This is a genomic window from Aeromonas sp. TECH754, assembly GCF_056279295.1.
This window is the reverse complement of record NZ_JBWBRA010000001.1, coordinates 3,734,116-3,746,647: the sequence shown is the minus strand read 5'-3', so window position 1 is coordinate 3,746,647 and position 12,532 is coordinate 3,734,116. Positions and strand designations below refer to the sequence as shown.

Genomic DNA, 12,532 nt, shown 5'->3' with positions numbered 1-12,532 from the left:
CGTTACACATGGAGATGATGCTCATGAGGTCGCTCCCTGGGATTGGCTGGCAGCCACCTCGTCGGGAACTATGTTCGCCATCATCAGGCCTATGGTACGTTCGTCCGCCTTGGCGCCGTCCAGCTCACCGACGATGCGACCATCGGCGATGACCAGGATCCGGTCAGACAGGCTCATGATCTCGTCCAGCTCCACCGACACCAGCAACACGGCCTTGCCCTTGTCGCGCATGGCGATGATCTGCTGGTGGATGTACTCGATGGCGCCGATGTCGACGCCCCGGGTCGGCTGGCCGACCAGCAGCACATCCGGGTCCTGCTCCACCTCGCGGGCGATCACCAGCTTCTGCTGGTTGCCACCGGAGAAGTTCGCGGTCTTGTGATCGGGATGGGGCGGGCGCACGTCCCACTTGTCCATCTTGGCCTGGCAATCCTGCAGGATTGCGTCCTTGTTCTGCAGCCAGCCCTTGTTGTACTGGGCGCGTCTGTGATAGCCGAGGATGAAGGCCTCTTTCGCCTCGAAGCGATTGATCAGCCCCATCTTGTGGCGGTCTTCCGGGATGTGGCCGAGGCCGAAGTTGCGCACCTGCTCCGGGTCGGCCGGCTGGGTCGGATTGACCAGATGCACCTGGCCGCGACCCGTGATGGTGAAGTTGCCCTTGCTGGGCTGGATGATGCCGCCGAGCAGGCTGAGCAGCTCGGACTGGCCGTTGCCGGAGACGCCGGCGATGCCGACCACTTCCCCTGCCCGTACCTCGAAGCTGACAGATTTGACCCGTTCCACCTTGGCGTCATCGAAGTAGCACAGACCCTCGACCTTGAGCTTGGCTTCGCCCGGCTGGGCGGCGCCCTTATCGACCTTGAGGCGCACCTTGCGGCCCACCATCAGTTCGGCCAGCTGCTCCTTGTCGGTATCCTTGGTGGCGACGTGGGCCACCATCTCGCCCCGGCGCATGATGGAGACCTGATCGGTGATGGCCAGGATCTCGCGCAGCTTGTGGGTGATGATGATGATGGTGGTGCCCTGATCCCGCAGTTTTTTCAGCACCTCGAACAGGTGATCCGCCTCTTGCGGGGTCAGCACCCCGGTCGGCTCGTCGAGGATCAGGATGCGGGCGCCACGATAGAGCGCCTTGAGGATCTCGACCCGCTGTTGCAGGCCCACCGGCAGATCCTCGACCTTCTCGTGCAGCGGCACCTCGAGACCATAGTCCCGTGCCAGCTCGCCGAGCACTTTCTCGGCGCCAGCCAGGCTGCGGCCGAGATACCAGTCGTTTTCCGCGCCGAGAATGACGTTCTCCAGCACGGTGAAGTTGTTCACCAGCATGAAGTGCTGGTGCACCATGCCCACGCCTGCGGCAATCGCATCCTGCGAGCCATGGGGCTTGAAGGGGCTTCCGTCGATCAGCATCTCGCCTTTGTCGGCGTGGTAGAAACCGTAGATGATGCTCATCAGAGTCGACTTGCCGGCGCCATTTTCGCCGACGATGCCGTGAATACTGCCTTTTTGAACCTGAAGGTCGATCTGCTTGTTGGCGTACACTTCGCCGAACCGCTTATCGATACCTCTTAATTCGATGGCATAGCGATCTGTCTGATCCATGATTCCGTCCGGTCATGAAATTGGAACTAAAAACCGGCCCCTGTGGGCCGGTCATCAGGTTTGAGCCTAGTAGTGCTGACTCAGTATTTGCAGGAGTTGTCGCTCATGTAGTCATGCACCTTGATCTTGCCGGCGATGATGTCGGCCTTGATGGCATCAACCTTGGCTTTCATTTCCGGGGTGATCAGTGCCTTGTTGTTCTCGTCGAGTGCCCAATCCACCCCGCCCTCGGCCAGACCCAGGGTCTGGATGCCCGGTTTCCAGGTGCCCTTGGCACCGTCATCCCAGGACTTGTACGCGGCCAGGCCAACGTCTTTGACCATGGAGGTCAGCATGGTGCCAGGTTGCAGGTGGTTCTGGTTGGAATCCACGCCGATAGCAAACTTGCCTTCGTCCTTGGCAGCCTGATAGACACCAATGCCGGTACCGCCGGCGGCGGCATAGACAACGTCGGCACCCTTGGCGAACTGGGACTTGGCCAGTTCGGCACCCTTGGCCGGGTCAGCAAAGGCCGCCGGGGTGGAGCCGGTCATGTTCTGGTAGACGTCGATCTTCGGATTGATGTACTTGGCACCCTGCTCGTAACCGCACTGGAATTTGCGGATCAGCGGGATATCCATGCCGCCCACGAAGCCGACTTTGCCGGTCTTGGAGGCGATGGCCGCCAGAGCACCCACCAGGAAGGAGCCTTCATGCTCCTTGAAGATGAGGGACTGGACGTTCGGCTTGTCGACCACCATGTCGATGATGGTGAACTGGGTGTTCGGGAACTCGGTGGCGACTTTCTCTACCGCGGAGCCCATGTTGAAGCCAACGGCGACGATGGGGCCGTTGCCACGGCTGGCCAGACGGCGCAGGCCCTGCTCACGCTGGGCTTCGTTCTGGGGTTCGAATTCCTTGACCTTGACGCCCTTGTCTTTGTTGTAGACTTCGACGCCGTTGCGGAACACGGCTTCGTTGAACGACTTGTCGAATTTGCCGGCGGTGTCATAGATGACGGCGGGCTCGGAGGCTGCCTGGGCAGAAAGGGCAGCGAGGGTGAAGGCGGCAACGGTGGCCAGCTTGAGCACTTTAGTCACGATCGTATCCTTGATTGTTATGTGAGGGTCCACAACCTGCCTGGGCAGGTCATATAGCACGCTGGCTAACTGTAAGTGAGCCAGCTTGTGGGTCAAGGAGATCATAAAGGAAAAACGTTTGCGTTAACGGTTTGAAATATAAGCAATTTGATTTATAAGTGTTTGTTTTTGACGTTGTTTTCAGAATTAAATTCTGTGATTAATAGGGTTCAAATGACATTTTTGTTTATATTCATATGGTTGTGCGCAATCGTTTTAATCGGGGGGTGAAAAAGGTAGATTCCATTGGAGCCATTTTGTGGCATGGAAACAGCATCTTCTCCTGTCGGGGGCGGCAACGGCCCTATCTCACACCGATTTGGTCTCTGGCCCCACAGGCCGTATAATCGCCGCCTGTATAAATAAACAGGAGTGGTGATGGACGTTTCGACCCTGCTCGACGGGCTCAACGACAAGCAAAGAGAGGCCGTTGCGGCGCCCCGCAGCAACCTGCTGGTGCTGGCCGGCGCCGGCTCCGGCAAGACCCGGGTGCTGGTGCACCGTATCGCCTGGCTGATGCAGGTGGAACGCTGTTCGCCCTTCTCCATCATCGCCGTGACCTTCACCAACAAGGCGGCCGCCGAGATGCGCGGCCGGGTCGAGAAGGTGATCGGTGACGGCGTGCGCGGCATGTGGATCGGTACCTTCCACGGCATCGCCCACCGTCTGCTGCGGGCCCATCATCTGGATGCGGGCCTGCCCCAGGACTTCCAGATCCTCGACTCCGACGATCAGTACCGCCTCATTCGCCGCGTCATCAAGGCGCTGAATCTGGACGAGAAGCACTGGGCCCCCCGCGCCGTGATGGGCTACATCAACGGCAAGAAGGATGAGGGGCTGCGCCCCGGCGACATCGATCTCTACGGCGACCCTGTCACTCGCACCTATCAGCAGATCTACCAGACCTACCAGGAGACCTGCGATCGCTCCGGCCTGGTGGACTTCGCCGAGCTGCTGCTGCGCGCCCACGAGCTGTGGCTCAACAAGCCGCACATCCTCGAGCATTACCGCGACCGCTTCCAGAACATCCTGGTGGACGAATTCCAGGATACCAACGGCATCCAGTACGCCTGGCTGCGGATGCTGGCCGGGGAAACGGGCCGGGTGATGATCGTCGGCGACGATGACCAGTCCATCTACGGCTGGCGCGGCGCCAAGATCGAGAACATCCAGCGCTTCCTGACCGATTATCAGGGCGCCGAGACCATTCGCCTCGAGCAGAACTACCGCTCCACCGCCAATATCCTCAAGGCCGCCAACAGCGTCATCGCCAACAACTCTGACCGGCTCGGCAAGGAGCTGTGGACCGAGGGCGCCGAGGGCGAGCCCATCTCGCTCTACGCCGCCTTCAACGAGGTGGACGAGGCCCGCTTCGTGGTCGGTCGGCTCAAGGACTGGAAGGAGAAGGGCGGGCTGCTCACCGATTGCGCCATCCTCTACCGCTCCAACGCCCAGTCGCGGGTGCTGGAAGAAGCCTTGATGCAGGACGCCATGCCCTACCGCATCTACGGCGGCCTGCGCTTCTTCGAGCGTCAGGAGATCAAGGACGCCATGGCCTACCTGCGCCTCATCAACAACAGAGGTGACGACGCCAGCTTCGAGCGGGTCGTCAACACACCGACCCGCGGCATCGGCGATCGCACCCTGGAGATCTTGCGCAACAATGCCAGGGATCAGGGCCAGAACCTGTGGCAGTCTGCCAAGACCCTGCTCAATGACAAGGTGCTGACCGGCCGCGCCGGCAACGCGGTGCGCGGCTTCGTCGAGCTGATCGATGCGCTGGAGGAGCAGGTCTCCCTGCTGCCCCTGCATCAGCAGGCAGATATCGCCATCCAGCACTCCGGCCTCAAGGCCATGTATCTGGCCGAAAAGGGGGAGAAATCCCAGGCGCGGGTAGAGAACCTGGACGAGCTGGTCACCGCCTGCCGCCAGTACCAGCGACCGGACGAGCTGGAAGACATGAGCGATCTCTCCGCCTTCCTCGCCCACGCGGCGCTGGAATCCGGCGAGAATCAGGCGGACGAATACGCCGATGCGGTGCAGTTGATGACCCTGCACAGCGCCAAGGGCTTGGAATTCCCGCTGGTGCTGCTGGTGGGGGTGGAAGAGGGCATGTTCCCGAGCCAGCAATCCACCGAGGAGTCAGGCCGGCTCGAAGAGGAGCGCCGCCTCTGTTACGTGGGCATGACCCGCGCCATGGAGAAGCTCTACATCTGTTATGCCGAGAGCCGCCGCATCTATGGCCGCGAGATGTTCCACAAGCCGAGCCGCTTCATCCGCGAGATGCCCGCCGAGTGCCTGGAAGAGATCCGGCTGCGCACCCAGGTCAGCCGCCCGACCCAATATGGGCGTTTTAGCCAGAACGAGGTGCAGCAGAGCTTCGACGCCAGCGGCATCAAGCTCGGCCAACGGGTGCTGCATCCGAAATTCGGCGAAGGGATCGTGCTCAACTTCGAAGGGGTCGGCCAGCAGAGCCGGGTGCAGATCCAGTTCGACGACGTCGGCGCCAAGTGGCTGGTGACGGCGTATGCCAGATTGGAAGCGCTCTGATTTTTCCTGCCTTTTGAAACAACCGACCCGGCTTAGGCCGGGTTGATTGTGTGATCCGTGTAACACTGACACGGTACGTTTTTGCAACCTTTGAGTTGAGTAACTGATGTTTTAATTGATATCAATGAGCAATGGAGGATAATATGAGTCCGCCTGTAACTGTACTCAAAATACTAGGATTCTCAATGACTCAAGCGGTAGCTCTTCAAAATAGCGGTATTCAAAAAAACACTCTTGAGTCCTTAGCTATTCGCTATGTTGAAGGACTAAAAGAAACAGAAGAACAGGTTTTCGCGAAGATTGTTGGAGAACAGTACGGTTTTTCTTTTTCGAATAGATGGGAAATGACAACTAAGTATATCTTAGATGATCTTAAATCTGCTGAAAAAGAAAAATGTACCCTCTCTAACTTGGAGATTTTGGTAGATCGAGTAATTGCCTCAGCTAATCATCATTACTATATTTATCAAACATCCAGAGAACAACATGCGAGTTTATATCAGCAACTTAAAGCATTGGTTGGTATAGATATCGCAAATGCTTTTTCTATCGCTTATCCAAAACGGGTTTCATTCGATGAACACCCTGAACTTCCACTTGGTCATCACTTATGTAAGGTTTCAGATCTTGGGGATGGAATATGTTGTGTGTATGCGTATGTAACAAAAGAGAAAATTAATAAGTTCGCAAGAGCGGTAGATAGCGCAATGCAAAAGGTGCAATATTACAACTGTGTATTTGTACCTAGAGACTATCATCGTTTTGAGTTGAGGGTTACTGATAAAATTGCATCACGTGGTATAGAGAATGCAATGTATTCTTTGCGCACAGAATTTCTCGATAGCACGCACAAACATGACATTAAATTATCTGCTGAAAACTATAACTTTTATCCATGTATTGAAAAAGTATATAAAAATAAATCTATTGGGCGTGTAGCACATGCGATTCTCACTACTGAAGAAGATAGCAATGATGCTGAACTCAAAGGGATAAGAAATAAAAGATACTGTGCTCGCACTCAAACTGTCGCAGATACACAAAACCAGCATAAATATGTCTGTCGTGCAATAAAGATTAGAACGCCTTATTCAAAAGGGAAACATGAAGTAGAATACTGTTTTTTTCCACACAAAAATGCGTGGGAACTAAAATATTGCATGTCAATGCAAATTGTTAAACCAGAATCTTCAATTATGCTGCAAAGAATAATTGAAGATTCTATAAGAATTTTAGATTAACATGTCTCTCCTAGAAAAAAAGAGAGCGAAAATAATGGCGCTAAGTATGGTCATTCCAAATGACCGTAGCGCCTTATGGCCTTATTATAAAATTTTTTTAGATTATGTCGAGGCCCACCCATCAACCTCATATTATTACCTATCAAAAATAATACAGATAACTAATTGTGAGTCTGTAGCTATCGCATTAGATATAGTTAACTTTTTCTCTCTCGATGATGGGATCATAACTGTCACTTACTGTTATTTTGATCAGGATGGTAGTGATATCGAAATATCTATTGACGATTTTCTACAATGTATGAGCGATCCACAATTTGTTCCTGTCAGCTTAGATACTGGTGTAGAAATAGATTGTTATACTCGAGATAGAGTCGGGTTCTATTGTAATACTGTTGATGACATATTCGAATGAATGATCTATCTCTATTCTCTCAGTTATTATCCACGACTGAAGGTCGTGAGCAACTTACTGACTTTGCGAAATTCAATAGTGTCCGTGACGGCAAGCTTTCTTATGATGACTTCGTTTGTAAGTTGCAAGTTAAAATAAAAGAAATTATTGAGCGACATCTGGAGTCATCACGTGACAAATTTAGTTTTTATGATGAAGACTCAATAACTCATTTAATTAGTGCATGCTTGTGTGAAGCAGGCTACAGAGCTTCAGAACAAACCAAACAGAATGGCGCTGTCGATCTGACGGTCCAGCATGGCGAATACAAATGGATTGCAGAGGCAAAGATAGCCTATAACAGTCAGAATGTATTTGAGGGTTTATTACAGCTACTTACTAGATATGCGACTCGAGACAAAAATGCAGGAATGCTAATATATGTAAAGAAAAAAAGTTGTATGAAAATATATAAGGAATGGGCTGCATTTATTAAACAAGATGGTGGGTGGGCTGATTACGCCGATAAAAAAGGGGGTGTTTTTTCTGAAAATATCGCATCGATATTTTCAACATCAATAATAAAATTTTGTGACGAGTCCTCAAGGACGATAGAGTCAATACACGATTTATTGTCTGGCGACGCAATATCAGTAAAACATTTTTTTGTAGATCTTTATTATTGCCCAATGGATAAAAGTGCCACCACTAATAAGTCCTTGAGAAAAGGGCTCGCCTTAAATGAGTTAGAGGATTATTATCATAACGAAATTATAGGTAAGGATGTTTACGACGAAAAACTCATTTCTATCATTGAGCGTTTGTTCGACCCATCCTAATACAAGGGCCGTAGGTTCGATTAGCGAAGCGTAATCGGACGATCGCGTAATCGGACGTTCACAAAGGCAAGATCCTTGAACGGTTCACTCCAATCCCCCCAACGCCCCATCCACATCCACCGATCCGCACCAATCCCGCGGATAGATGCCGCTCGCCACATAACGATGGAAGGTGGAATACGGCCAATCGGCCACCCGTGTAACATGACCATGCTGGAGCGGATTGATATGGACGTAATCCATATGGTGGCGGTAATCCTGCTCATCCCGGATCAGATGTTCCCAATAATGGTGTTGCCAGATGCTCCGTTCCTCGTGGCGTAACCGGGTCTGACTACGGCGCTCGGTTGCGGGCAAGGCGCGGGAGAAGAAAAAATCTGGGACACCCACCTTTCTGAGTAAGCCGTAGTCAGACTGGTGATGGGGGGACGGATGGTTGGCTCGGGGGCTGGAGTTGGAGCAACAAGATGACTGTTCTGGCCTAAAAAGCCTCTTGTTCAGGCAACGTCATGCTCGGCATCGGATGACATGCCGGGGTGTGATATGAAGCGGAGGCTAGCGATTCAAAGAGTCGGCTGGTGACATCGCCGTTGGCCGCAGTGCTGCGCGAACAGTTGGCAATGTTCCCTGTCGCCCACCGCTCTGATGCCTTGTCGCCGAAACAGTGTCACTTGTCGCAACCATTGCGCGGTATCAAGGCCAAGTCGGTGCAGGATGGGGGGAAGGTGAGTCGGAATATGACCCCGTTTGTCGGTTCTGATGGCTCGTCCTGTCCAGTCGACCAGCGCCAGATAGTCGGTAAAGCAGTAGGGCAGGCCATCCGAGTCACTTCTGCTGGAGAACGGCAGCAACAGAGGGGGCAATGGCGCTGTGGGTTGTTGGTCGGCGAGGCGCTGTTTGATGCTGGTGTAATTGCTCTCTTCCGGTTTGTCGGCAATCGCTGCCCGTATCGGATTGAGGTCAACGTAGGCCATGCAGGCCAGCAGGGCTGAGTCGGTGAGCAAGGCCTGACTTTTGAAGCGTCCTTCCCAGAAATGGCCCTTGCAACCATCCTCCTGATTGGCCTGGCGGGCCAGGTTTTCATTGAGCAGCCGAACAAACCAGCTGATGGAATGCAGCCGCTCACGCCATTGGGCTATCAGTTGTTGTACGACCATCAGTTCCGGTTCAATCAGGGATTCCCCCTGATACCAGCGCCGCACCAGCAGGGGCCACTGAAACAGCGCGGCCCACCGCTCGGCTATCTCCCGCTCGTTCCAGTTGGTGGCCGTATCAGGCTCAACCTTGAGCACCAGGTGGTAGTGATTGTTCATCACCGCATAGGCGCAGACACCGATGGCAAACAGCCGCGACAGCTGGCTCAGCTTGTCGACCACCCACTGGCGCCTGTGTTCGTAACTCTGGCCGGAATGAGCATCTTCGCCGCACAAAAAGGCCCGCCGCACGCAACGACTGACCACATGGTAGTAAGGCGTATCTTGCAGACTGATTTGACGGGAACGGGCAATGGTCATGGCAACCTCCTGCGATATCCCTTTCAGTCAAGAACAGAGGTAAAGCACTGTCAAAAAGGTGGGTGTCCCAATATGCCCTGCAATATGCCCTTGTACTGCCACCCTGCTAATGGCCATACCTTGTCGCGGTAGTTGTGGGGTAGGGGTGATACTGCGGGGGATGCGCTATAGTGGATGCCGCTCGTTTATCCGCCTTCAACCAACCGAGAGTGCATTATGAATCGTGAGATCGCCGCCCAGTTTATCAAGATGCTGACCAACCTCGACGGCTGCCTGGCCAAGGCCGAGGCCCACGCCGAGGCCAAGAAGTTCAACGTGGACAACTTCGTCAATGAACGCCTGATTGTCGACATGCTGCCCTTCTCCAAGCAGGTGCTGATCTGCTGTGACACGGCCCGCGCCGTGGTCGCCACCGCCAGCCACAGCGAGCTGCCGGTCATGGGGGACGACCCCAAGACCATGGCGGAGCTGCGCAGCCATATCCAGAACACCATCACCCTGCTGCAAAGCAAGCTGAATGCCGATTTCAGCCAGTATGCGAGCGGCAAATACTTCCCCTACTGGGCCGGTGGCAAGGGGATGGATGGTCACACCTGTGTCCATGAGTACGGCATCCCGAACTTCTACTTCCACCTGAGCATGGCCTATGCCCTGCTGCGTCAGGCCGGGGTGAACCTCGGCAAGGGGGATTACTTGGGTGGCCTGAACCTGCAATAAGAACCCATCCCATTAGGCTATTTAACTCGCCATTTTGAACCCAGGCAGTGCTCGAAATCCTCACGTACTCCAGTACGCTCCGGTTTCTGCGCGCTAGCTGTGTCCAAACTGCCTTCGACAATGACGCCTATTGGGATAGGTTGTCAGTCGCGGTCTGTCGAAACGAAGAGAGCCTGCCAATCGGCAGGCTCTCTGTTTTTCGGGGTTTGGCTAGCGCAGAGGCGCAGACTATTCGTTCGGGATCTCGGGCTCCACCAGGGCGAGCAGCTGGCTCAGGGACTCCTGCCAGCCGAGGTAGCACATCTCCAGCGGGATGACCGCCGGGATCCCCGCCTGCTCGATGGCGAGGTCGGTGCCGCACAGCACCGGGGTCAGGGTGATGGTCACCCGCATCTCCCCCGGCAGGTTGGGATCGTCGAAGCGGTCGGTGTAGCGGATGCGTTTGCCCGGATCCAGCTCCTGATACTCACCGCCGAAGGAGTGGGAGTGGCCCGTGCCGAAGTTGGTGAATGCCATGCGGAAGGTGCCGCCGACGCGGGCCTCCAGGTGCTCCACCTTGCAGGTGAAACCGTGAGGAGGCAGCCACTTGGCCAGCGCATCCGCCTCGATGAAGGCGCGATAGACCCGCTGTGGCGGGGCCTTGAGTACGCGATGCAGTCTTACCGTTCCTGTCGTCATGATGGATCCCTTCTGAGTGGTTTCGGACCAAGGATAGTCGCCCGGGCCGGGATCGCTTGGCCAGGGTGTCATCCCTTGTCGGATGGATAACCGGAGAGAAGGGGGGATGGAGGGATGGAGAGCCGGAAAGAAGCCGGGTCGCACATTGGATGAGAAAACAGAGAGGGAGGCGCGTGCCTCCCTCTTTTTTCGTTAACCGGTTTCGTCGCCTCAGCCGCCCAGCGCGATGGTGGCCAGCACGATGGCGACGCCTACTGCGGCGAAGAGCACACCGATCAGCAAGGGACGCGGCGAGCCTGCGTAGCGGGCCAGACCGCGGCCTATCAGCAGCAGCATCAGCAGGGCGATGATGTGGGAGAGGCGCAGGGCCGGTACCGGATCCTGTAAGAACATGAAGGGCAGCAGCACGGGGAAGGTGGAGAGGAACACCATCAGGAAGACCCCCAGGCTGTTGAGCAGATCGTTCCAGCGAAGGATGGCACCCTGGCTCAGCTCAGGGTGTTGGCGCAGGCGTGCCTGCCAGTCGTCGAGCTCGTCGTCGCGGCAGATCGCCGCCAGCGGACCGGGCAGGACATCTCGCAGCACCGTGATGCCCCGGCTGTCACCCGGCGGCAAGAGATGCAGCTGTTGCAGCAACCGCAGGGCGCGGGCCCGCTCGGCCAGGGTGGTGATGAGGTAGACGATGGCATCGATCATGCCCCAGGCGATGTTGCAGCCGATGCCGGCTATCAGCAGATCCTTGACCTCGGCTCGTCCCGCCTCGAGGGCGTTGAAGCAACCGGTGAAGGTCAGCACCATCAGCAGGCCGAACAGGATCTCGGAGTAGCGTGAGATGGGGTCGATGGGAGAGAAACGGGGCTGGTTCATCAGGCTGCCTGTCAATGGACGTTAAAACATGATCATGGGTCTGACTCTGACCATGGTCAAGGCGACCCGGTGCGTCAGTAAGCTGCCATCCAGCTTGGCGGGCAAAATCGCCGCAGGCGGGATAAACAGGGGCCTGCAGCGGCATACTCTATTGAAACCAGATAGCGTTTCAGGTCCGGATCAGGGCCCGACCCGCCGAGGCCGCCTCATCCCGTACCTGCGTCTGACTTCTTCGTTAACACAGTGATTTTTCGATGGATCTGCAAGGAATTGATCAAGGTAGAGGTTATTGTCGGCGTTCGCTCATATAATCGCCGCCATGCAAGCGACTCGGAAGGATTCGATGATACAGCTGATGGCGGCCCTGTTCGGGTTGTTTTACGCCTGCCTGACCTGGGCGACGCCCGTGCCCCCGCTTGCCCCGCCGGCCAGTCCCTTCGTTGGCCAGGCCAGCATGGAGCCGCTGCTCTCCTGGTTTACCGGCGAGTTTTCCAGCCAGGAACAGGCCAGCTACGACCCGCGCTTCACCAGTGCCGAGTTGCGACTGGTGGAGATCTGGCCCGGCTACGACGATTTTCGCTGGGTCTATGCCGAGCAGTTCCTGACCGAGCGAGCGGTACGGCCGTTCCGCCAGCGCATCTACCGTTTCTCCCCGCTGCCGGATGGCCGGATCCTGATGGCCGAGCTGACCATGCCCAGAGCCATCGACTTCGCCGGAGCCTGGCGCAAGCCGGAGCTGCTCGATTCCCTCACCCCGCCCCAACTCTCCCTGCGCGAGGGCTGCGAGATCTGGCTGAGCCGCCAACCCTCCGGGGAATACGTGGGCCACAGCAAGGTCGGCAGCTGCGCCACCAATTTCGGCGGCGCCAGCACCCTGGTGCAATACCTCTGGATCGGTCCCAACAGCGTCAGGCTGCTGGACCGGGCCTATGACAACGACGCCCGTCAGCGCTGGGGCAGCCCCGGCGAGGGCTATGTCTATCTGCGAAGAGTGAAGCAGCGCGGCGAATAA

General features: G+C 55.8%; 12 protein-coding genes. 6 read left to right on the top strand and 6 right to left on the bottom strand.

Annotated features, from left to right (window positions below; translation table 11 throughout):
• Positions 1-21 precede the first annotated feature (21 nt).
• Together ACZ9IL_RS17115 and ACZ9IL_RS17110 are read right to left on the bottom strand one after the other, a co-directional pair.
• Complete coding sequence (locus ACZ9IL_RS17115; RefSeq protein ID WP_476004554.1) at positions 22-1,602, bottom strand: ABC transporter ATP-binding protein; 1,581 nt, start codon at positions 1,600-1,602, stop codon at positions 22-24.
• An 80-nt stretch (positions 1,603-1,682) separates the two neighbouring features.
• Complete coding sequence (locus ACZ9IL_RS17110) at positions 1,683-2,681, bottom strand: BMP family lipoprotein (RefSeq protein ID WP_476004553.1); 999 nt, start codon at positions 2,679-2,681, stop codon at positions 1,683-1,685.
• 417 nt (positions 2,682-3,098) lie between these two features.
• Here ACZ9IL_RS17110 and uvrD point away from each other — a divergent pair, with 417 nt between their 5' ends.
• From uvrD to ACZ9IL_RS17090, 4 genes are all read left to right on the top strand, one after another.
• Entirely contained in the window at positions 3,099-5,270 is a 2,172-nt protein-coding gene (gene uvrD / locus ACZ9IL_RS17105) for a DNA helicase II (protein WP_476004552.1), read from the top strand.
• Positions 5,271-5,413: 143 nt separating this feature from the next.
• Entirely contained in the window at positions 5,414-6,511 is a 1,098-nt protein-coding gene (locus ACZ9IL_RS17100) for a hypothetical protein (RefSeq protein WP_476004551.1), read from the top strand.
• 1 nt (position 6,512) lies between these two features.
• The gene (locus ACZ9IL_RS17095) at positions 6,513-6,926 is read left to right on the top strand and encodes a hypothetical protein (protein ID WP_476004550.1); all 414 of its coding nucleotides are present in this window, start codon (positions 6,513-6,515) and stop codon (positions 6,924-6,926) included.
• Positions 6,923-7,744, top strand: a complete 822-nt coding sequence (locus ACZ9IL_RS17090) for a hypothetical protein (RefSeq protein ID WP_476004549.1) — start codon at positions 6,923-6,925, stop codon at positions 7,742-7,744. The genes ACZ9IL_RS17095 and ACZ9IL_RS17090 overlap by 4 nt, the downstream gene beginning before the upstream one ends.
• A gap of 84 nt (positions 7,745-7,828) precedes the next feature.
• On the opposite strand, the gene ACZ9IL_RS17085 is transcribed toward ACZ9IL_RS17090, so the two are convergent.
• Positions 7,829-8,134 (bottom strand): REP-associated tyrosine transposase, encoded by a 306-nt coding sequence (locus ACZ9IL_RS17085; RefSeq protein ID WP_476004548.1) that lies wholly within the window; start codon positions 8,132-8,134, stop codon positions 7,829-7,831.
• A 173-nt stretch (positions 8,135-8,307) separates the two neighbouring features.
• Positions 8,308-9,258, bottom strand: a complete 951-nt coding sequence (locus ACZ9IL_RS17080) for a transposase (protein ID WP_476004547.1) — start codon at positions 9,256-9,258, stop codon at positions 8,308-8,310.
• Between the two features lie 216 nt (positions 9,259-9,474).
• Between ACZ9IL_RS17080 and ACZ9IL_RS17075 the strand changes: the two genes are divergently transcribed.
• A complete protein-coding gene (locus ACZ9IL_RS17075; RefSeq protein WP_476004546.1) occupies positions 9,475-9,975 on the top strand; it encodes a DUF1993 domain-containing protein in 501 nt (166 codons plus the stop codon).
• Positions 9,976-10,203: 228 nt separating this feature from the next.
• Here ACZ9IL_RS17075 and ACZ9IL_RS17070 read toward each other — a convergent pair whose 3' ends face one another.
• Positions 10,204-10,653 (bottom strand): SRPBCC family protein, encoded by a 450-nt coding sequence (locus ACZ9IL_RS17070; RefSeq protein ID WP_476004545.1) that lies wholly within the window; start codon positions 10,651-10,653, stop codon positions 10,204-10,206.
• Positions 10,654-10,863: 210 nt separating this feature from the next.
• Positions 10,864-11,520: a hypothetical protein gene (locus ACZ9IL_RS17065; RefSeq protein WP_476004544.1), complete on the bottom strand. Its 657-nt coding sequence runs from the start codon at positions 11,518-11,520 to the stop codon at positions 10,864-10,866.
• Between the two features lie 343 nt (positions 11,521-11,863).
• Between ACZ9IL_RS17065 and ACZ9IL_RS17060 the strand changes: the two genes are divergently transcribed.
• Entirely contained in the window at positions 11,864-12,532 is a 669-nt protein-coding gene (locus ACZ9IL_RS17060; protein ID WP_476004543.1) for a chromophore lyase CpcT/CpeT, read from the top strand.

What these genes read in the sequence shown, in the direction of transcription:
- ACZ9IL_RS17115 (WP_476004554.1), bottom strand. Translation starts at nt 1,602, where the DNA reads ATGGATCAGACAGATCGCTATGCCATCGAATTAAGAGGTATCGATAAG.
- uvrD (WP_476004552.1), top strand. Translation starts at nt 3,099, where the DNA reads ATGGACGTTTCGACCCTGCTCGACGGGCTCAACGACAAGCAAAGAGAG.
- ACZ9IL_RS17100 (WP_476004551.1), top strand. Translation starts at nt 5,414, where the DNA reads ATGAGTCCGCCTGTAACTGTACTCAAAATACTAGGATTCTCAATGACT.
- ACZ9IL_RS17095 (WP_476004550.1), top strand. Translation starts at nt 6,513, where the DNA reads ATGTCTCTCCTAGAAAAAAAGAGAGCGAAAATAATGGCGCTAAGTATG.
- ACZ9IL_RS17090 (WP_476004549.1), top strand. Translation starts at nt 6,923, where the DNA reads ATGAATGATCTATCTCTATTCTCTCAGTTATTATCCACGACTGAAGGT.
- ACZ9IL_RS17080 (WP_476004547.1), bottom strand. Translation starts at nt 9,258, where the DNA reads ATGACCATTGCCCGTTCCCGTCAAATCAGTCTGCAAGATACGCCTTAC.
- ACZ9IL_RS17075 (WP_476004546.1), top strand. Translation starts at nt 9,475, where the DNA reads ATGAATCGTGAGATCGCCGCCCAGTTTATCAAGATGCTGACCAACCTC.
- ACZ9IL_RS17070 (WP_476004545.1), bottom strand. Translation starts at nt 10,653, where the DNA reads ATGACGACAGGAACGGTAAGACTGCATCGCGTACTCAAGGCCCCGCCA.
- ACZ9IL_RS17065 (WP_476004544.1), bottom strand. Translation starts at nt 11,520, where the DNA reads ATGAACCAGCCCCGTTTCTCTCCCATCGACCCCATCTCACGCTACTCC.
- ACZ9IL_RS17060 (WP_476004543.1), top strand. Translation starts at nt 11,864, where the DNA reads ATGATACAGCTGATGGCGGCCCTGTTCGGGTTGTTTTACGCCTGCCTG.